The following is a 19,606-nucleotide window of genomic DNA, read 5'->3' as shown; positions in this document are numbered from 1 at the left end:
TTCCGGCGGCGATCAACACAGCTTTCGAACGACAAATCTCAACGAATCGTCGCCACACTCCCCTGAGACAGGGGCTAACGGAGTATCGGTCGATCCCAGGGGAGAGAATGCTCCGATTCTCTTCGGTGAAAAGAGGCGGGGAGAACAGAACTGGAGACTTCAGATCCACTTCGCAATCGTCCATTCATCGAGAACGAAGCGCCTTCACTTTTCCCAATGACGTGAATCACTTGCGGTTCAGGCGCCAGACATCCGGCTCCATGTTGTTTCCGGCGATCATCCATAACGATCCATTGTGCTGGACGAGGCTGGCTGCGTGACGAGGCTTCCAGGGAGTGTTCGGAATCTCCGTCCAGTTGACTCCGTCGCTTGAATGCCAGACGTCGTTGCGATTCCCTTCCGGGGTGGAGTAGCCCTCCATCACCCACAGCCGTTCATCCCAGACAGCGACGTCATGATACTGCCGAGGCTTCCAAGGCGCCTTTGATGTGTGCTCTTTCCAGTGAACGCCATCCGATGAACTCCAGACATCGTTGTAGAACTTTCGCTCGGGGGTCGTCGGGGTCTCGTACGTTCCCCCGCCGAGAATCCAGATGCGCCCGTTCATGACCGCACTGCCGCCGATCATTCCTCGAGCGGACCAATGCGGACCTTCAGGACGGACTTCTTTCCAGTTGACGCCGTCGGTTGATGTCCAGATGTCGCTGTAGAACTTCTCTTCAGCAGGTGCAAATGCCGGCATCGTCTGCCCGCCCATCACCCAGAGCCGGTCGTCGTGCACGACGGTGTGGTGCAGCGCCCTGGGTCCCCAGGGGACATCCTTTCCCGCATTCACCTGAGCCCATTGCTTCCCGTCCACAGAGTTCCAGACGTCGTTCTGGTAATGTCCCTGGTTGCAGTCACCGCCAATGATCCACATGCGGTCGCGAAAGACAGCGTACCCGGCGGTGTGTCGGCCTTCCCAGTCGGATGTCGGGTCGAACGGCGAGGCAGTCAATGTATTGGGTTTGACCAGATCCCAGCTTCTTCCGTCGCTGGAGGACCAGACTTCGTTATTGCAGATCCTCGGAAAGGTTTCCCGGTCTTTCTGAAGTGGATTCCAGCCACCGAGGAGAAACATCTTCCCGTTCAGGCTGAGAATTCCCGCCCCATCGCGGGGAGCGAACGGAGCGTTTAACGTGATCTTCTCCCATTCATATTCGGGAGTCTCAGCGCGAAGCGTCTCATGCAGATTGATCAGGGTCATGCTGGCGATGAATGTCACCACCCAATACCACGGTTTGTTCTGCATCCTGGTTGAAGGTGCTGGAGAGTGAACGTTCATACGTAAATCGGTTTCCTCTTCCGTTCGGTATCACTGATCGCCGATGTCCTCAGAGAGATTGAATGCCGGTCAGATCAGGGGGGTGTTGAACGCGCCATGCAGAGTGGGACTCAACCTTGCGGACGGCGCTCGTCATGGTTAGAAGGCCTGCAAACGCAGGCCTTCGCCGGATCGGTCCACATCACAGTGCAACCTGACTGTTCCCGCACTGGGGAGTTTGCAAGTCAGAGATCGCTGATGACACAATCGGATTGAACGTCATTCGAGTAAAAAATCATGTGTGTTCAGCTTCGCGTCGGTAATGACGACGGACAGCGAACTGGTTCTGTTGAATTTTTCAGGCAGGAACTGTTCAAGATCGGGAACTGACTTGTCAGCCCCCACTTGAATCATTCGACCGGTTTCCCGATAACCATCGATCTCAACGCTGGCTGTTCCGAGGGCGACTCCTCCCTTATAAGTGACGTGATATTCTCCGTTGATGATTTCCGTCTGGACAGGAGGGCCTGCGACGGGAATGAATCGGATCATTCCTTTCTCAACCGGCTTCCCCTGGTACGTGACTTTACCTCGAGTCACAGACTTCGGCGGAGCATCCCCTCGGCCTGAACCACATCCGGGCAGCCCGACTCCGAACGTCAATGCGAGCAACAGGGGAACGATCGATCGACTATGGATTGGACACAAAGGCAACGTCCGAAAAAGAACTGCAGGCATGTTCAATCTTCAATAAGAGGAAAGTTCATCGAAGGTCTTGACCGGCACAGAAAGACTTCAGAATTCACCGACAACTTCGTTGTTCGCTCGAGTTGCCAGCGCGTTCATCGTGTCCTGATTGGTATTTTCTGAAACGAAGCGAACACTTCCATCTCCCATCAGCAGAGTCCCACCGCCAACATGTTCGCTTTGAAGAGCAGCAGCCCGAACGCCAGCGCCGTCCGTAGTGTTCGGGCCCTTTTTGGGAAAGTTCGCGTTGATACCGCCATCGGTGGTGAAGCTGATCTGCGTTCCAATTCCCACAGACCAGGAGGGCTTTCCACCAAGACCGTTGTTGCTCGCAACGTTCCCGTTGTGATCGACCCAGAGCACTTCCCCCATCGCGAAGGTGTTTGATGCACCGTCGGTGACGTCGCGCAAACTCCGCTTGCCGTTCTGTGCGAAGATGCCGACGACACTCGCCATCGTTTTCGCGTCAACGGGAGCCCAGCTAGCCGTTCCCCATCCGGCGCAGAAGACGTAATTCGTCCCGCCACTATTTTCTGCTTGAGGGAATGGATAACGCACGCAGGCTCCGGTGACCTGCACAAGCCTGTTCGGATCCGAGGGGCACAGCAGGCCCGGAATATTGGCGTTCGCAACGTCCTGGTTCGCGATGCGTCCCTGGACACCGCTGTTGCTCTTCCCATTCTGCCCCGCATTGAAATCGTAGTTGTTATACAATGCTCCCTGGTCAAGATAGGGGAGGAGGAGAGTCAGGCCGCTCACCGCTGGCCCCCCATAATCTTCACACGTGGTTCCCGCGTTCACCACGATACAACTGGGAGGGAAAAGCCCGTGGCTATCGTGGTAATTATGCAGCGCCAGTCCAAGTTGCTTCAGGTTGTTCCGGCACGTGCTGCGACGGGCCGCTTCGCGGGCCTGCTGGACGGCGGGCAGGAGGAGCGCGATCAGGACAGCAATAATCGCGATGACAACGAGCAGCTCGATTAACGTAAAGCCGCCGTGACGATGGAGATGAAAAGACCGTCGACCAAGTGCATGAGATTGAGACATTCAGATTGCCCTTTTCAGAAGAGAACAAACGAAGACAATGCAAGGTCTGCCCGAACGGGTCAGCCCAGTACTTAAGCGAGCGCGATAATGAAATGTGAGCACTTTGAAACTCAGGCGAGGACATCATGAATGACTTCGCCATAGTCGATTTCCAGCCGGGTTCGGCCGGGATAAATCAGTTTTCGTGAATCCAGCCCCAGTAAGTGAAGCACAGTCGCGTGCAGGTCCGTCACATAATGCCCCTCTCCTAGTGCGTGATAGCCCAGTTCGTCCGTCTCCCCGTGGACATACCCCTTCTTGAGTCCGGCTCCCGCCATCCAGATCGTAAAGCCGTTCGGGTGATGGTCCCGTCCCTCTGTCGTCCCTCCTCGAGCTTCCTGTCCGGGGGTTCTGCCGAACTCGGTGCAGAAAACCACAACCGTGTCTTCCAGCAGTCCCCGCTGTTTGAGATCCTGAATCAGACCGGCGGTCGGCAAGTCAACTGTGGCGCAGAGATCTGTATGATTCTTCTTGAGATTCGAATGGGCATCCCAGGCACCGTAAGAGTTCGTGGTGACCTGCACGAACCGCACTCCCCGTTCCACCAGCCTCCGGGCCGCGAGGAAGCGTTCTCCAACCAGTTTGGTCGCGGGCTGATCTAACCCGTAAAGTGCCCTGGTCTCCTGCGTTTCCTGGGCAAGATCGACTGCCTCAGGCACCGCCGACTGCATCCGAAACGCCAGTTCATAGCTTTTAATGCGGGCCTGCAGCTGCTGGTCTTCCGGATACTCCACAGCGGCCAGACCATTGAGCTTGTGGATCAATTCATATTCGAGTCGCTGCTGCTCCAGACTTTGCGAAGTCTGACGGGTGCCAAACGGAAGCGGATTTTTCGGATCGAGCTGAAGGGGAACTCCCGCGTGCTGCGGGCCCAGATAATATCCGTCGATCGACTGGCGGGTCACGGAGGCAGTGGGCAGCCCCAGTACGGCAAACTTGGGAAGGTTTTCATTCAGCGTCCCCAGACCGTAGTGTGCCCAGGCACCGATCGAGGGTTGCTGCTCGTCGAGGCGATGGCGACCGGTGTGGATCTGGTTCTCCGCAGCGTGGTCGTTGTCGGTCGTCCACATGTTCCGGATGAAGCAGATGTCATCGACGTGCCGGGACAGGTTCGGCCACCAGTCGGTCACTTCAATGCCGCTTTCGCCGTGCTTCTTCCACCCCACCTGCATGGGATAAATGGACGGGTAGACTTCGCGGACAGAAACTTCTTCCGCAGTCACAGAACGAAATCGCTTTGCGTGGAGCGGCGACTTCACAGGGTTTTCGAACGTCGTTTCGTCAAATGTTTTCCCAGCGAATTGATTGAGCGCCGGTTTTGGATCGAAGGTTTCGACATGGCTGTAGCCGCCGGAGAGGAAGATCCAGATGACCGACTTTGCTTTAGGCGGCAGATGCTGCCCGAGCAACTGTGGTTCCGCTTCCTTGGCATGTCCGTCGGTAGCGAGCATGGATCCCAGCACCATCCCGGTGAGTCCCAGCCCCATGTCGGAGAGGAATGCACGGCGATTGCCGGAGTGGCACTTGCAACCAGCCTCTTGTTCGGATCGTTGTCGCATTGGCTTCTCTTTCAGCGGACTGTGATGAAGTCGTTGTGATTCAGGAGCGATCGAATCAGCGCTTCACAGGCACGGCGGTCAGGGTCCGGAACGTTTTCTGATTTGAGCACCTTGCGCTGTTGAGCGATGGCGTCACGACAGACCTGACGTTCTGCATCCGTTGGCTGTCGATTCAGAATGTGTTCAAAGCTGGCCTGAATGTATTTATCCAGCTGAAGTCCACCGCTCTCACTGCGGAGTGGAGGAAGTTGCTTGACGATTTCCACACTCATCGAGTGGACAAAATCGCTGTTCGTCAGAGCGAGGGCCTGCTGGGGGATCACCGTTTCAGTTCGGCGATAACAATCGGTGGCATTCGGTGCGTCAAAGAGAATTCCTAACGGACTCATCCCAATGTCACCTTCAGGATGAGACGTGTAGTACAGACTGCGGCGGAACGTTGTGAGAGCTTCCGAGTTCTCGAGTTCCTGCCCTCCAAGCGTCAGGTCAAGTTTTCCCGCACAAGCCAGGATGCTGTCACGTACGACCTCTGCTTCCATTCTGGCCGAATTCATCCGCCAGAGATAACGGTTGTCCGGATCCAGTTCGATGTTCGCCTTGGCGTCTTGCCCCGCTGACGTGACCCGGCGATAGGCGTCGCTGGTGACCATGAGGCGGTGCAGGTGTTTCATACTCCAGCCCGACTCCACAAACTCGACTGCCAGCCAGTCGAGAAGTTCCGGATGGGTCGGGACAGCTCCATTCCGTCCGAAGTCGAACACGGAGGCGACCAGGGGACTTCGAAAGTGACGGGCCCAGATATGATTGACTGCGACACGGGGAGTCAGAGGATGGTCGGGCTGGGTCAGCCATTCAGCGAACGCACGCCGCCGCCCGGTGCTTGTCGCCGGATAGACCGGGGTCAGCGCGGAATAGGTTTCATTGAGGGCCTCATTCGATAAGTCCAAAGTTGCTTTGTCGATGGCCGCCTGAGCCGCCTTGACCTGACCATTTGCAGTATCGAGTTCTTTCTTGCGATCTGTGTCGTCCTCCGGCTTCGCGATGGCGAGTTTCTGGGCCACCTCGGACTTCAGCAGATCCGACTGGGCTGTCAGGAGTGCCACCTGCCGTTCCATCCGACTTGCCTCGCGTGCCAGCTCCGGAAAATACGGAAGGGGTGGATCAGCATACTTTGCACGATCGGCAGCGATCCGGGCGTCCAACGATTTCAATTGCAAAGACTTCGCTTCAATTTTCATCTCAGCGGCTGCGATCCGCTGTTGCCGGGCCTCCTCCAGAAGCTCCAGATTCCTCAGTGCCAGTTCTGCTTTCTGCACCTCAAAATCCGGAGAAATGATTTCCTTCACTTGCGACGTCCCCGGAGCAAAGGAGAGGTCGGATTCCGACCAGCCTTCCAACGTCGCGACATCCTTGCCTTCAGCATAGGTTGGCGGTTCGAACTCGAATGCAACCAACGGACCAGACGCTTCTGCATCAGGCGGAGGAAGAACCCTGATCGCATCGAAGACCACCGCACTTCCGGCACGAGCATCGAGCAGAATCCCCATTTTGGGGTGCTCAACGGGATTCCACCCATTGAGTGCGATTTTGGCAGCGTTCACGAGCTGAATCCCGTCCCGTTCGGAATGGACGCTTAATTCGCAGTCATCGGCTGCCGGATCGAGTTTCATGACCACGCGGAACTGATCCTGCCCTTTGCTCATGTCATAGCGTCCCACCTGGATCGTTGATGTCGACCCTGGGGAATAGGACAGGATGTTCCCCTGTTCAAAGCCGACGAACGCTGAAGTCAACGCGCCGCCAAGATCCTGGGCGAGCTGGAAATTGGCATGGGTGTCCTGGATGATCCGCACTCGAAATTCGATGGTCAGCCCGTCGGGAAAACTGGCCAGCGACTTCAGGGAGTTCATTAATGTTCGTCTTCCCGACGACGCATTCAGGACCAACGACTGCTTCCCGTCGAGTGCACCAATCGGTTGCAGCTTGCTGGCGGTCAAGATGGCTGCATCCAGAGTGCTTCGTGCCGCAGCAATCTGTGACTGATGGTCCGATGCAGACTCCTGCAACTGCTGCAGTGCATTCTTTTTCTCGTCCTCGGCTTCGCTCAGTTCCCGTTCCAGATCAGCGCGGATCGTTTGCTGAATCTCAGGCCGAAGGCCTGGGTAAAATGCTGGGGGCGAAAAGGAAATGGGCTCGACTTTGGGGGGGGTGATCGAGAAGAACGCCGGCACCCCAGGGGGGATACTTCCCCGGTCGGTCAACCGGTTCCGCTCGTCGCCTGAGGTATAAAACCATGTGGCGGCTTCCGGTTGTTGATCAAAAATTCGGACCAGACCGTTCCGCTGGATTTTACGCTGCTGAAGGTAGACATATTCCTGATAAAGCCCGGGGTCCGCCTGATCAGGCACGCGGTCCTGCCGAATCCCGATCGGTTCGAACCAGGCCCGCATCTGGAAATAGTCCGTGTGGAGAATCGGGTCGAACTTATGGTCGTGGCAGTGAGCACAGTTGAAAGTCAGGCCCAGAAACGCCTTTCCCGCGTGCTCAACATTCTGACGCATCCAGTCATTGCGGTTGAGGGCGTACCAGTTGCGAATCAGATACCCGGTGGCGACGACGCTCTCGTCATCCTCCGGAAGGATCTCATCCCCGGCCAGCATCAGCCGGACCATTTCGTCATAACCGACATCCTTGTTCAGCGACGAGACAACCCAGTCTCGCCATCGCCAGATCTGAGGAGCGCTGTTCCAGACATCCGGGACCTGCCGCCGTCCGTACCAGTCGCTGTATCGCCACACATCCAGCCAGTGCCTCCCCCAGCGTTGTCCATACCGCGGGTCTTCCAGAAGGCGGTCAACAAGGGCTGGGTAGGCGTCAGGAGAAGGATCGTTCAGGAAATCGGCGAGTTCTTCGCGTGTTGGCGGGACTCCCACCAGATCCAGGAAGACTCTTCGGAGCAGTGTTGCTTTGTCTGCCAGCGGCCGGGGCGTTAAGCCATGCTGTTCCATGCTTGCCAGCAGGAACTGATCGATCGGGTTTGCCGGGGCTTGAGAATTTTTCAGATCCGGGAGCTGCGGCCGAACCGGAGTTTGAAACGACCAGTGCTTACTGGCATCGTCCTCAGCTTCCTCTTCCGGGGCGGTCGCTCCCTCTGCGATCCACGCTGTGATTTTCGCAATCTGTTCCGAGGTGAGCATCGCTCCTTCCGGGGGCATTCTGGTGGCCGGGTCTGAAGACGAAATGCGTTCGATCAAGAGGCTTTGTTCGGGCTTGCCTGGTTCGATTGCAGGTCCGCTGCCGCCCCCTTTGCGCATCAGCGAGACCGTATCGAGCCGAAGTTCAGATTCCTGCTTGAGTGAACCGTGACAGGACCAGCAGCGTTGTTTCAACAGGCTTCGAATGTCGTTTTCATAGTCGATCTCAGAAGCTGTCGCTGCAGTCACAAGAAGGAATGGCAGCACGGCCATCGTGGTTGCGGCGAGACGTAAGAGCTGGACATTCCTCAAGATCGGATGTTGCATCTCTGAGCGGTCCCTGACTCAAAATCTGAATGCGGGGCGGCAGACGGTTGCTCTTCTGCCGTGAGTCGAGTTGTCAGGAGGATCTTACATAACCCCTGAATCAATCACTATTTCTGCTTTGAAAAAGCAGGTTTTTCTCCAGTGAAATCATCAGAACTCGACGATGAACGAGGGTAGAAAGAAACTCGTTAAGTCGTGCCTTGAGCACCGTTTGCTGCTGTCCAGGCCTTACGGAGTGTGGTCCGGAATTCTTCCACCGACGAAGGAAGATGTGCCCCCTTGCGGACCACAATCACAGCTGAGAGCTTTGGCAGCTGAGGGTCCAGCTCGCGAAGGTGAATCCCGGGCAACAGTCGCTTGGCATCAAGGCTGATGTGACAGACCGCAATTCCGACATCGAGAGCAACGTAACGGGCAATGATTTCCATCTGCTTGGTTTCCATCACCGGACGGATCCGGTCGGCCAGGCTGTGGCGTCGCAGAATTTTTTGCAAAGCCCGCGAGTCACAGCCCTTGGGAGGAGTCATGATCAGTGGATAGTTGGTGAGGTCTTCAGGCTTGACCGTTTTCTTCCGAACCAGAGGATGCTTGGATGAGGTCATCAAGACCAACGGGATGGAAAAGACCTCCTCAAACTCCAAGGTCGGGGCGAATTGCTCCTCAGGGTCCTTCACGGTCAGCCCCAGATCCGCCTCGCCACGGGCGACCGACCTGAGAATTTCCGCCGGTGTGTCCAGAATGCTGAAGTTCACTTGGATCGTTTGATTTGCTGCAATGAACTGGCACGTGGGCTGCGGCAAATGGTAGGACATGAAGTACGGTGAAGACGCGATGATCAGATGTTGCGGGAGATCGTATGCCCCCGTTTCGAAAAGTCGGACCAGCGAATCCAGACCGGTCACGTGCTCCTGGGCCAACTCCAGGAGCAGCTTCCCCTCAGCGGTCAGAACAACTGTCCTTCCCTGCTTTCGGACGAGCCGGACCTTAAGTTTCCGCTCCAGCGCACGGACCTGCTGCCACACTGTCGATGTCGAAAGATGCAGTTGCTTGCCTGCTTCCGTGAAGTTTCCTGAGACAGCAACCTCGCAAAAGCTGCGTAGGGTTGCCAGCTGAAGGTCTTTGTACCGAAGTCCATCTTTCATCGACTCGCCGTTATTTAGAGCACCGACTTGTTTCGGAACCCTCAGTGGAGGACGCTCACTCCGGGCTAGATTGGCAATCGTTGATATCTGCAGGTCACTCGGAAATTTAGTGTCTGGATATCACTTTGATCGACCATGTCATACGATCGATCTCTCCAAAACTTCTTTAACGGTCCGAGGTTTTCTGCAATTTTAATCCGGCCTGACTTTTCAGATCAGCCTCAGCCAGGAGGATTGGTTCCAGAAGCGTACGTATCTCGGCACAATCTTCCGGGGTCAACCGCCGTTGTGGAGCTCGCGGAGGGCCGAAGGGGAACCCGAGAACCTCCAGTCCATATTTCACAACGCCGATGTTAAAAGCATCATTCTCCCTGGCCCGATAGTCCTCGATGGGCCGGATGATCTGCAGGATGCGCCAGGCTTCGGAATAGTCTGACGATGACAGGGCGCGGAACATCGCCAGTGTCAGACGCGGACACAGGCATCCCGCTCCGCTGGTGTATCCTCCCGCTCCAGCCAGCATGAAAAACGGTGCGTAGCGCTCCGCTGTTCCACAGGAGAGACTCATTCTGGCCCCGTGCGTGCTGGAAAATCTTCGAAAGGCATCCAGGTCATTGACGGCGTACTTCACGCCCACGAGATGTCCCGATGCTCCAAGTTCGCCTAACAAAGTGTCGCTGGGAACAGGACCTTTCTTGTAAGCCAGCAGCGGCAGGGGGACTTCACGGGCGATCGTCTGAAGATAATCCCGGCATCCGTCATCCGACAGGTATGGGTGAATCGGTGGCATGACCAGCAGACCATCCGCTCCAGCATCCGCTGCCCGGACCCCAATCTCGATGGCGTGATCGATTCCCAGGCCTGTCGGTGCGAGAACCGTGCAATCGCTCCCTGCGGCCGATCTGGTCACGCGCACACATTTAATCACCTCCTGAATGCTCAACGAGTGAAATTCGCCGGTGCCCGCTGCGGGAAGAAAGACTCGAATTCCTGCTTCCACAGCCGAACGCACAAATTCGCCCAGAACTTCAGGCCGAATCGATTTCGTGTCCGCTGTGAATGGAGTCGGAGGGACCAGTTGAACCGTGTTCAATCGGGAAAGGTCCAGTTTGGAAACCGTCATTCAATTTTCCTCGGGAGACTGTCGGCAATGTGTCAGGCAGATGTGTGCGGGAGTCGATTTGTCCTATCGCTTCCCCGTGGATGAGACCCGTGCTGAATCACTGAAGTCTGTTGTCACGTGATCGCCAATGCGAAATCTATTGGAAGCTGATCGCCTGCTTCCAGTTGTCGTGAATAATGCGATGCAGGGCTTCCTGCGGAAAGCGAGGAAAGCGGGTGCCTTCGACGATGTCATTCACTTTCCACAAACCCGCGATTGCCTGTTCGGGAGTCGCTGAGGGGAAGTCCGAACCGAAGATCAGCTTGTGCTCGACTCCGTATTCCAGTGCAGTCATGAACGCCTGATAGTGTCTTAACGGTCGATAATGCAGCGCGCTGGTGTTTGCGTACAGGTGGGGATGCTTTCGAATCAGGACACAGCATTCTGTCTCCCAGGGGTGCCCCATGTGCGCGATGATCATTCTGAGTTCCGGACAGGCAATCGCGATGTCTTCCAGCAACACGGGGTTGGAATATTTCAACGGGCCTTTGCGAACGAACGAAGTCCCCTGATGCCAGATGATGGGAATCCCCAGTGCTTCCGCCTTCTTGAAGAGCGGAAGATGCTTAGGGTCGGATGGGTCAAAGTTCTGATAGATCGGTCCCAGCTTCAGTCCCCGCAGCCCCAGATCCTGAACGTAGTACGTCAACTGCTCGACGCAGGCGGGGTCATTGGGATCGACAGAACACCAGCCGACATATCGGTCGGCATGTTGCCGTACGAAATCGGCCACCGATTCCTGAGAGCCCCGAATGCCGATGAACGGAGCCTGAATGGCGAACACGATCACCTTGTCGCAGTTTCTGGTCGCTTCCAGCAGCTGCTGCGGGCGTGAATCAAAATTATTACGGTAGCCAGCTTCATTCACGTCACAATGAACATCCGGTGAGAGGCGAAGCTTTGCCTTCTTCGCCGCCCAGGATTCATCGACGAACTCGTCCGAGAGATGATCGGGATACCAGAACAGATTTGTATGCGTGTCGACAAGCATGGGAGCAGTTATTCCAGGAATCTATGGAGAACGTTTGCGGTCAGACGGGAGACATGGTCATCAACGAGAAGTGAGCTGATGTAATTGATGGAACCGGTGGAGAAGACCGCTCTCCCACTGGCAGTCTCAAAATGGACCATCTCCGCACCGCCATCGCCGGGATTCAGTCCCTTGGCGAGCAGATGGGTCTTGGCGGGAGAATAGACGGATCTCTTATCTGTCTCATGTCCGGAAGCCCCTCCCGGGCAGCGTTCATGCAGGCTTCGCTCCCCGAAGAGTTCGCCATTTTTTAAACCTGTCCCCCGAAACGCCCAGTGATCGGCGTCGACGACTTTATAAGGGGCTCCCGTCATAATCCCTGCGGGAGTAAACACCACTCCCAGAAGGCTTGCTTCGGATTCATTCCGCTTGGCAAAGCGGCTTTCTGCTCCAATTCCCTCGGGCCAGAGGCTTCGAATCGCCCCGTTGAGGACGACCATTCCGTGTTCGTCATCAAGAGTCACCTCACAGTTCAGACCGTTGCCCCCCAGGTACATCAGTCGCCCGCCCTCGTGGAAGACCCAGTTTTTGACGCGATAATACATGTCGCGGGTCCAGTACTCCGGGTGGGGGCCCAGCAGGAGAACGCTGTATGCGGACAGATCCAGCACCTTTCGATGGAGTTGCGTTTCGGTGTACAGGTCGTACGAGATTTTTTCCCGTTCCAGCCATCCGAGCAGTCGCCATTCCGCCGCGGCGACATGGCAGGCCGCTCGGCCCGCAATGGGATCCGAAACGTCTGTGGCCGGATCGATGTGGTTGATCGGTTCCGGTCGGTCGAAGGACAGTCGCGCATACTCGTTTGCTCCCCACGACTGAAACCCTTCACTGCGGTAGCGCTTCGATTCGAGTCGGGAATTGACGATGGGGCGCGAGGGGAGAACGTCGCAGTTGAAGTAATTACTCCGGCCTCCAAACGGGTTGTACGCGTTCCAGTTGATGTCCGACATCAGGACAGCCACACGCGACTGCGGCTGCTCGGGAGCAACGACCCACGGGAAGGTAAAGCTGTCTCCCGACCGGGTCGACGCATGAAAGTAATACAGTCCGGACTGAGAAGGCGCGGTGACGTGCTGACGATGACTCGAGTTCTGATATCCGATACTGTTCCAGCGAATTCCGGTTTGAGAGTAATCACCATCCGGAGTGATCTGCATTGTGGCCCGAGGGCCGTGATCATCGAACCATCCCAGTTTCCTGACGAGCTCCTTTTTCCAGCCGTATCGCCATAGCTCAAGGTGATATGGCTCCACAGAGTGGACACGAAATTCAGAAGACTCTCCGGATCGAACGCATTTCGGCCAGGCGTAGCCCAGAAGGCAATCGGAAAGCAGACGAAAATGAAACGGCTGCTCCGAGGGATGGATTAAAGTGACACGTTTGGAGCCGTACCCTTCTTTCACAATGGTGACGAGATATTCTCCCGGAGGGAGATCGCAGTGGACCGCACCGCTGGCCCGTGAACGCGCCTCATAAGATGCTCCTCGCCCGTTGGTGAATTCGAGCAGCGCGTCCGACAGGGCGACGAATCGCTCATCACTGACATATCCGATCAGCATTTCTGCAATCCCCTTGCCGGATTCAATTCAAGTCTCGTAATTGCCTCGTCCGCACTGATGTCGATGGACAGCTGACGAAGTTTCCCTTCGCTCCACAGCGGAAACTGATCGTCATAATGCGAACTTCCCGGGTGTCCGGAGGAGGAGGCCATCTCCACCGCCCAGAGACCGCATGCAGGGTCGGCAAGGTCGGCGACCATGCGATATGTCGCCCCCATGTAGGCTTCGTAAGTGGGACCGGGGGAAGCATTGAAGACGGTCGTCCCATCGCCGGATGTTGGAGCACCACTGCGGTCCAGCAGCTCCCCAAGGTCTCCTCGTCCGGAAAGGAAATGCTTCTGGAGAATTGTGTGGGCCTTGCCCCATGTCCATTCCGACATCTCCGAGCCAAAACGTCTGGTCAGTTCGTCGAGAGTCTTATGAAACGCTAAACGGACAACATCGCTTCGTTCCCGGCGATGAAACCAACCCAGGCTGTCTTCTTCCAACAGCCGTGTCGCCAGTCCATTGGCGTTTGCGGAGACGAACTCTGCGATCTCTTCGGGGATTCGCTCCGCGGTGACTTCGTAACACCAGTGGCGAAAGAAGACGTTGAACAGATTCGCTGCGACCGAGTCCGCGCGGACTTCGCCATTCCACTCCTGGAGAATCTGGACGGCCGCCCGCACCGCAGGGTCAGTCTCCTCCGCGAGTAAGTTGACGAGGCGCGGAACGTCCGCCAGTGCCCGTCCTGACAGAACGTCCAGCTGAAGTTGCTGGCAAAGTTCCCCGGTCATCACGGGATGAGCTTCAAGTTGCTCCCGGATGCGTTTGGCCCGGTAGCCGCTCGACCATGTGCCGGAGAGTGGATACGGGTAGTCGTCAGGGACCAGCCGGTTGTTCGCGGTCACAACAAAACCGCGTTCAGGATCAGTCAAACGGGGCAGACCTTCGAAGGGGACCGAGCCGATCCACTGATGCTCGGGATCCCAACCGGGACGATAACCACGTTCTGCAATCTTCCGAAGGGGGATGCGTCCCGTGGTCTGCAGAGCGATTCTGCCGTCGACGTCGGCAACGACGAGATTGAAAGTCGGGGCGGTCCAGGGGCGAGTGGCCTCGCAGAATTCCTGACAGGACTTCGACCGGTTCATCCCCAGTAAAGCGGTCAGCCATCCACAAGGCTCTGTCCCTCTCCATCGCAATGAAACCGGACCTGATCCTTTCGCTGCGACAGGAAGAAATTCATCCACAATCGGTCCGTTGCGAGACGACCGGACCGTCAGATGACTCGGTTCCCCATCACGGACACGGATGATTTCCTCGCGTCGTTGTTCCGGTTCCCAGACCCCGTCATAGAGAAAGCAACCCGCGTGAGCAGCGTCGGTCCGTTCCTGATACAGGTCCCGGAGCGAACAGATATTGTTGGTGAATCCCCAGGCCAGATGCCTGTTGCGACCGAGCATCACAGCGGGCATCCCCGCCAGAGCTGCGCCTGAGATTTCGAACGAGCCCCCTTGAAGCACAACCTCCTGCCAGATTGAAACAGCTCCGAACAGAACGTGCGGATCACTGGCGACCAGCGGCATCCCCGTCGATGTCCGATTTCCAGCCAGGACCCAGTTGTTACTGCCAGGGCCGTCCTCGCGTCCACTGGCTGTCCCTCCCATCGACACGGGGACGGTTCCGGAACTGGGATAAGAGCCGGCCGGGACAATACTCTCCGCGTCCTCCTCTCCGGACAGAAAGGCGCGGTAAGGCTCCCCATCCCCGAGAACACGCTTGATCAGTTCGGGGATCACGATAACGGGAAAACGTCCCGTCAGGTACCAGCGAAATTCCCCTTCGATCGTCAGGCAATCCAGCGGGCTCCATGGTTCCGGTTGATAATCAAGAAGGTCGAATTCAATCGGAAGCAGGTCTCGGCTTTGTTCGATCTGGGCGTTGACCCCGGCGCTGTAGGCCTCGAGCAAATGCAGGGTTTCTTCAGGAAGACCGGTCAATTCCCGCTGCGCGATGCCTGTCAGATCGAGGGTTCGGTACAGTCGGTCAGACTCAAGGCATTCGGCGCCACGGATCTCTGAAAGTCGCCCCTGGGCCTTGCGTCGGGTGTAGTCCAGCTGAAAGAGCCGATCCTGTGCGGTGACGTAGCCAAAGCCGAAAAACAGATCGAGATCATTGGCTGCGCGGACGTGAGGGATCCCCCAGGCGTCCCGCTCGATGTGGACCTGGGCCGTTAACGCTTCACACGACAGGTTCCCATCGAAAGCAGGAACCCTGCGGCGGCACTCTTCCTTCCAGAGCTGGTTGAATTCCTCTCGCGATAGGCCCGTCACGGAGCAGACGGATGCAATTGAATCTCCACGGCCGAGCCGAACGAGTATGTCCTTGATGGAAGGCGATCTCATTTCGACACCTCTTCTCGCAGTCGTCGGGCCAGCTCTGCAGTCCGTGCCTCGTTCAGGTGCAACGGATTGATCATCAGCTTGCCTTGATGAAGGAGCGAATGACCCACCTGAATCGGTGGTGACCCTCGGCGAAGGCTGCGGCAGACCTCGGTCGCGCTGCGTCCCAGACGTTTCTCGTCAAGCGTGATCTCCAGCGACGGCAGCGTCTCACCGTCTTCGGGAACGTTCAGCCGACAGTGGGTGGGAGTCCCTTCCATTGCGGCGGCAATCTGTTCCAGGTGACGCTGTTGCGTGATCCGGTCCTTGTCATAGGATCCTGAACTGAACAGCTTCAGGGCGGTCAGTAACGCCATGATCTGTTCCTTGGAGACCTTCAGGGAACGCCCAATCCCCTGACGAGGAAGGCCTCTGAAGCGGGAACGATCAATCAGATTCTCTGGCGGTTCCCACAATTCCGGATGGTCGTCCTGATCCAGCATCTGCAACGCTGCGGATGCAATCAGGTCTCGTCGACCGCACAAAATCCCCGACGCCTGTGGCCCGCGAATTCCTTTTCCTCCGCTGAACGCCACCAGATCAGCACCAGTCGCCAGCAGGCTTTGCAGATTCGAACGGGGCGGCACCTCCCCAGCAGCGTCCACCAGCACCGGCAGACCGTGTGCATGAGCGACAGCGACGACTTCGCTTAAAGCAGGACGCGAATAAGGGTCGTACACATAGTACACCCCTGCAGTTTGTGAATTGAAAGCACTTTCATATTCCCAGCTTTCGACCCGGCGGACACCAGAGCCTGCCACGGGTTCATGATATCCGACTTCAATAAACCGGACTCCAGCAGCACGCACCGCATGGTCGTATGGGTTCCGCTGTTCGCGGGCGACCACAAACTGATCGGGGAAACCGTCGCAGTGTGGAAGTTTTTCCATGCGTCCGGGATCGTTGCCCGCCAGGATCGCCGCTGCTCCCAGCAACAATGCTCCGGAAGATCCGTTGGTCACCAGACCCGCTTCGGCCCCGGTCACTTCCGCGATGACGCGACTGGCGACACCCTGCAGCTGGTCGAGTGCCACCGATTCTCGACTCGCTTCGCAGAACGCCTGCAGGACGATGTCTGGCATGGGAGCCCCGCCCAGTCGGGTCACAGCCCCGGAGGCGTTGATGATCGGCGGCAGCCCCCACTCCTCATAGATGCTCATTGAATGTTCGCCTTGGTGATAACGCTGTCAGGAAAGAGGTTGAGTTGGGAGATGCTCTTTCGGCACACAAAACCGCATGGTGTAGGGAACCGCCAGCATCTGTCCGGGCCGTAAGTCTCCGGTCACCGACAGCAGCTTGCGGGCGTCGGCTTTGGTCCATCCATATCGTTCTTCGAGCCAGAGGATCATTTCGCGAATGGCCAGCCACTGGGCATGCTCCGCTGGACACCCTGCTCCGATAGTGACCAGGTGACTTGGCGTTTCGATCCGCGGCCACACCATGTTCCGGCTCCAGTTCCGGAGCACGTCCACCGTCACGGTGACCGAAGCCCGCATCTCACACCCACTGACTTCTCCATCTCCCTGATAGGGATGGCAGTCCCCAAGAAACAGCATCCCTCCGGGGACAGAGACCGGCAGATAGATTGTGTTTCCCGGACTGACCTCGGGGACGTCCAGGTTTCCGCCGAATGGTCCGGCGGTGTTCGTGCCGGGAGTCTCGCTTGAGGGGGCCGTCCCAATACAGCCGATCATGGGGCGAACGGGAATTTGCAGTGAATGCGGGCCTGTGGCCATCTGCAATGTGCAGTTGACAAATCCCTGCTGAATGTCCACGAGTTCGGTCACCGGTTCGGACAGCCAGTCTTCCAGACCGTAGGTCATCGGCCAGTAGCCAAAATAACCCAGCGTGTCACATTTCATCTCTTCGATCCGAACCGCGAGCGTATCGCCGGGCATGGCCCCCTCGACGAAGACCGGACCTGTCACCGGGTTGCCGTAATACGGACTGCTTCGACGAAGCTCCTGGACGTACTCCGGACGGATGGTCTCTGGGGTCCGAGTCTTACCGGAACGAGAGTCTTCCGTTTCAACGTGAAAGGTTTCTCTGGAAGCGACCCGCAACACGGGGGGCAAGCTGCGGTCAAACTGGTAGCTGATCTGGGTTCGATTTATGGACTGCATGGGTCGCACTCCATGGAGGATTCTTGAGGTATCAGGTTCATCCGGGCCAGATCTTCTTCTGCTGTGAGGCTTGAATTTTTGACGAACAGCCAGCACACAGCCGCGACCCCCAGCAGGGCGATGTAGACCGCAAATGCCGAATCCCACTGGGCTCGTCCCGTGTACCCCAGTCGGCTCTGCCAGTCCGCCCAGGCTCCAAAGAAGTATTGGGAGGCCACAGCGCCAGGGACTTCCATGGAGTTGATGACCCCGAACAGGGATCCCAGATAAGGGCCGCTCAACTCACGGATGCTCGACCACCAGCTGGAGAGCTGAGCAGTCATGACCAGACATGAACACGACGCCAGCAATGCCGATAGACGAGCCGACTCGGCGAGGACGCTCAGAGACAGGAACGCTGCAGCCAGCAGGAAACAACCACAACAATAGTAGCGCCGGGCCTGAAACGGCCGTTGCATTTTTGCCAGAATGCGGTCTTCGATCTGCCCTCCCGCCAAAGCACCGAGCATCCCTCCCGCCAGAGCCAGCGACGCGAGCCAGCCCGCTTCCACCAGCTCCACTCCACGGGCGGATGTCAGATATTTCGGATACCAGGAGTAATACAGATACGAAGTAAACGCGCTGCAGGTTGTAATGGCCCCGAGAAGCCAGATCCCTGAATGTCGAACGACCAAACGCCAGGGAATTCGCTTGACCGACGGGCCCGATGGCTCGACCGCATGATTCAACAGGGCGCGCTCTGCATCATTCACCGCAGGATGCTCGGCGGGGTGATCCCGGAACCACCATGCAAAGCAAATGCCCCACAGGATTCCCAGCGTCCCAAACAGGATAAACGGCATTCGCCAGCCACCGTAGCGGATCAAATATCCCGAGACCGCAGGGGCGACCGTTCCCCCTACTAGGGAAGACGCGAGGATGAGACTTTGGATTCGCCCCTGATCCTGAATGGGGAACCAGCGTGAAATCACCTTTGCAGTGTTGGGAAATGCACCTGCTTCGCCGGCACCAAACAGGAAGCGGACAATTAACAGGGAATAGAACCCAAAGCAGAAGGCTGTGAGAATTGTAAAGAGCGACCACCACGCTGCGATTCGTGCCAGGATCTTCCTCGACCCGTAGCGGTCCCCAAGATACCCGGCAGGCAGTTCAAACAGACCATAGGCAATCGTGAACGCGACAAGGATCATTCCCATCTGGCGGTTCGATAGCTGAAACTCCGCCTGAATCGCACCGACCGATTGTGAAATACAGATGCGGTCGACATACAGGATAAAGAACAAAGCACAAAGAAAGGCCAGCACCCCATAGCGAGCACGGGTCGGTTTGGCTCCAGCAACATCGGTTGGCCCGGTATCAGCCGCAGGGTTGGCGATCCCCCTTGCCTCGCTAGTCATTTTCGCCCCTTTCGGAAAACCACTGCTCGCTCGACGAGGGACGATTCAACCGGAAATGAAAGCGTGCGGACAGCGATCGTTGATGGCCTGCAAGGCAGTGCCGGTTGCGATGCGGTTCGTGAGGCAGGCGTTCAGGGGGCGCTCCCGGAAATCTCATGTTGCAAGGGGCGATGGCTGGTGGCGAATTCACGCGGCTTCAGGCCTCTGTTCTCCACTCGACGAGTCCGTGCTGCAGCCACGTCGATGACTCCGAAACTCCATGGTTCGAGATTCTACAGATGCTCCTGGGCAGGGACTATTTCATATCTGGAAAACCAGCTTTTTCTCCGGCACCATCATCCGGAATCGCGTTGTGCCGTACACGTGCAGTTTGATTTCTTCGAAGCACGCTTCGTACGCTGACAGATCAATCCTTGAGATTCTCAAGAATTCGAACTGTAGTACGAGACCGAACCTCACGAATGTGTGGCGTTCCGGCGGCGATCAATGCAGCTTTCGAGCGAAGAATCCCCCTCAATCTCCGCCACACTCCCCTCAGACCGGGGCAGGATAGC

General features: G+C 57.1%; 13 protein-coding genes. All 13 read right to left on the bottom strand.

Going from position 1 to position 19,606, the window contains the following annotated elements:
• Nucleotides 1-226: 226 nt before the first annotated feature.
• The 13 genes from SH661x_RS14825 to SH661x_RS14765 all read right to left on the bottom strand — a co-directional run bounded on the left by SH661x_RS14825 (nucleotide 227) and on the right by SH661x_RS14765 (nucleotide 19,052).
• Complete coding sequence (locus SH661x_RS14825; protein WP_437222840.1) at nucleotides 227-1,324, bottom strand: hypothetical protein; 1,098 nt, start codon at nucleotides 1,322-1,324, stop codon at nucleotides 227-229.
• Nucleotides 1,325-1,582: 258 nt separating this feature from the next.
• On the bottom strand, nucleotides 1,583-2,041 hold the full coding sequence (locus SH661x_RS14820) for a hypothetical protein (RefSeq protein ID WP_437222839.1): 459 nt from the start codon (nucleotides 2,039-2,041) through the stop codon (nucleotides 1,583-1,585).
• A gap of 57 nt (nucleotides 2,042-2,098) precedes the next feature.
• Nucleotides 2,099-3,097, bottom strand: coding sequence for a DUF1559 family PulG-like putative transporter (locus SH661x_RS14815; protein WP_437222836.1), 999 nt, complete (start codon nucleotides 3,095-3,097; stop codon nucleotides 2,099-2,101).
• A gap of 110 nt (nucleotides 3,098-3,207) precedes the next feature.
• Nucleotides 3,208-4,695, bottom strand: coding sequence for a DUF1501 domain-containing protein (locus tag SH661x_RS14810; protein ID WP_437222833.1), 1,488 nt, complete (start codon nucleotides 4,693-4,695; stop codon nucleotides 3,208-3,210).
• A gap of 11 nt (nucleotides 4,696-4,706) precedes the next feature.
• Entirely contained in the window at nucleotides 4,707-8,162 is a 3,456-nt protein-coding gene (locus SH661x_RS14805; RefSeq protein WP_437222831.1) for a DUF1553 domain-containing protein, read from the bottom strand.
• A 242-nt stretch (nucleotides 8,163-8,404) separates the two neighbouring features.
• Complete coding sequence (locus SH661x_RS14800; protein ID WP_437222828.1) at nucleotides 8,405-9,358, bottom strand: LysR family transcriptional regulator; 954 nt, start codon at nucleotides 9,356-9,358, stop codon at nucleotides 8,405-8,407.
• 166 nt (nucleotides 9,359-9,524) lie between these two features.
• The gene (locus SH661x_RS14795; RefSeq protein WP_437222825.1) at nucleotides 9,525-10,481 is read right to left on the bottom strand and encodes a dihydrodipicolinate synthase family protein; all 957 of its coding nucleotides are present in this window, start codon (nucleotides 10,479-10,481) and stop codon (nucleotides 9,525-9,527) included.
• A 136-nt stretch (nucleotides 10,482-10,617) separates the two neighbouring features.
• Entirely contained in the window at nucleotides 10,618-11,511 is an 894-nt protein-coding gene (locus SH661x_RS14790) for an amidohydrolase family protein (protein WP_437222823.1), read from the bottom strand.
• 8 nt (nucleotides 11,512-11,519) lie between these two features.
• Nucleotides 11,520-13,109: a N,N-dimethylformamidase beta subunit family domain-containing protein gene (locus SH661x_RS14785; RefSeq protein ID WP_437222821.1), complete on the bottom strand. Its 1,590-nt coding sequence runs from the start codon at nucleotides 13,107-13,109 to the stop codon at nucleotides 11,520-11,522.
• Nucleotides 13,103-15,496, bottom strand: coding sequence for a penicillin acylase family protein (locus tag SH661x_RS14780; protein ID WP_437222818.1), 2,394 nt, complete (start codon nucleotides 15,494-15,496; stop codon nucleotides 13,103-13,105). Before SH661x_RS14780 ends, SH661x_RS14785 begins: the two co-directional genes overlap by 7 nt.
• A complete protein-coding gene (locus tag SH661x_RS14775) occupies nucleotides 15,493-16,692 on the bottom strand; it encodes an aminotransferase class V-fold PLP-dependent enzyme (protein ID WP_437222815.1) in 1,200 nt (399 codons plus the stop codon). Before SH661x_RS14775 ends, SH661x_RS14780 begins: the two co-directional genes overlap by 4 nt.
• A gap of 27 nt (nucleotides 16,693-16,719) precedes the next feature.
• Nucleotides 16,720-17,655 (bottom strand): acetamidase/formamidase family protein, encoded by a 936-nt coding sequence (locus SH661x_RS14770; RefSeq protein WP_437222812.1) that lies wholly within the window; start codon nucleotides 17,653-17,655, stop codon nucleotides 16,720-16,722.
• The gene (locus tag SH661x_RS14765) at nucleotides 17,643-19,052 is read right to left on the bottom strand and encodes an MFS transporter (protein ID WP_437222810.1); all 1,410 of its coding nucleotides are present in this window, start codon (nucleotides 19,050-19,052) and stop codon (nucleotides 17,643-17,645) included. Before SH661x_RS14765 ends, SH661x_RS14770 begins: the two co-directional genes overlap by 13 nt.
• Nucleotides 19,053-19,606 lie beyond the last annotated feature (554 nt).

It is taken from the genome of Planctomicrobium stercoris, assembly GCF_051465655.1.
Classification (GTDB): domain Bacteria; phylum Planctomycetota; class Planctomycetia; order Planctomycetales; family Planctomycetaceae; genus Planctomicrobium.
The sequence above is the reverse complement of the archived record's forward strand: the minus strand, read 5'-3'. Positions and strand labels throughout refer to the sequence as shown.

What these genes read in the sequence shown, in the direction of transcription:
- SH661x_RS14825 (WP_437222840.1), bottom strand. Translation starts at nt 1,324, where the DNA reads ATGAACGTTCACTCTCCAGCACCTTCAACCAGGATGCAGAACAAACCG.
- SH661x_RS14820 (WP_437222839.1), bottom strand. Translation starts at nt 2,041, where the DNA reads ATGCCTGCAGTTCTTTTTCGGACGTTGCCTTTGTGTCCAATCCATAGT.
- SH661x_RS14815 (WP_437222836.1), bottom strand. Translation starts at nt 3,097, where the DNA reads ATGTCTCAATCTCATGCACTTGGTCGACGGTCTTTTCATCTCCATCGT.
- SH661x_RS14810 (WP_437222833.1), bottom strand. Translation starts at nt 4,695, where the DNA reads ATGCGACAACGATCCGAACAAGAGGCTGGTTGCAAGTGCCACTCCGGC.
- SH661x_RS14805 (WP_437222831.1), bottom strand. Translation starts at nt 8,162, where the DNA reads ATGGCCGTGCTGCCATTCCTTCTTGTGACTGCAGCGACAGCTTCTGAG.
- SH661x_RS14800 (WP_437222828.1), bottom strand. Translation starts at nt 9,358, where the DNA reads ATGAAAGATGGACTTCGGTACAAAGACCTTCAGCTGGCAACCCTACGC.
- SH661x_RS14795 (WP_437222825.1), bottom strand. Translation starts at nt 10,481, where the DNA reads ATGACGGTTTCCAAACTGGACCTTTCCCGATTGAACACGGTTCAACTG.
- SH661x_RS14790 (WP_437222823.1), bottom strand. Translation starts at nt 11,511, where the DNA reads ATGCTTGTCGACACGCATACAAATCTGTTCTGGTATCCCGATCATCTC.
- SH661x_RS14785 (WP_437222821.1), bottom strand. Translation starts at nt 13,109, where the DNA reads ATGCTGATCGGATATGTCAGTGATGAGCGATTCGTCGCCCTGTCGGAC.
- SH661x_RS14780 (WP_437222818.1), bottom strand. Translation starts at nt 15,496, where the DNA reads ATGAGATCGCCTTCCATCAAGGACATACTCGTTCGGCTCGGCCGTGGA.
- SH661x_RS14775 (WP_437222815.1), bottom strand. Translation starts at nt 16,692, where the DNA reads ATGAGCATCTATGAGGAGTGGGGGCTGCCGCCGATCATCAACGCCTCC.
- SH661x_RS14770 (WP_437222812.1), bottom strand. Translation starts at nt 17,655, where the DNA reads ATGCAGTCCATAAATCGAACCCAGATCAGCTACCAGTTTGACCGCAGC.
- SH661x_RS14765 (WP_437222810.1), bottom strand. Translation starts at nt 19,052, where the DNA reads ATGACTAGCGAGGCAAGGGGGATCGCCAACCCTGCGGCTGATACCGGG.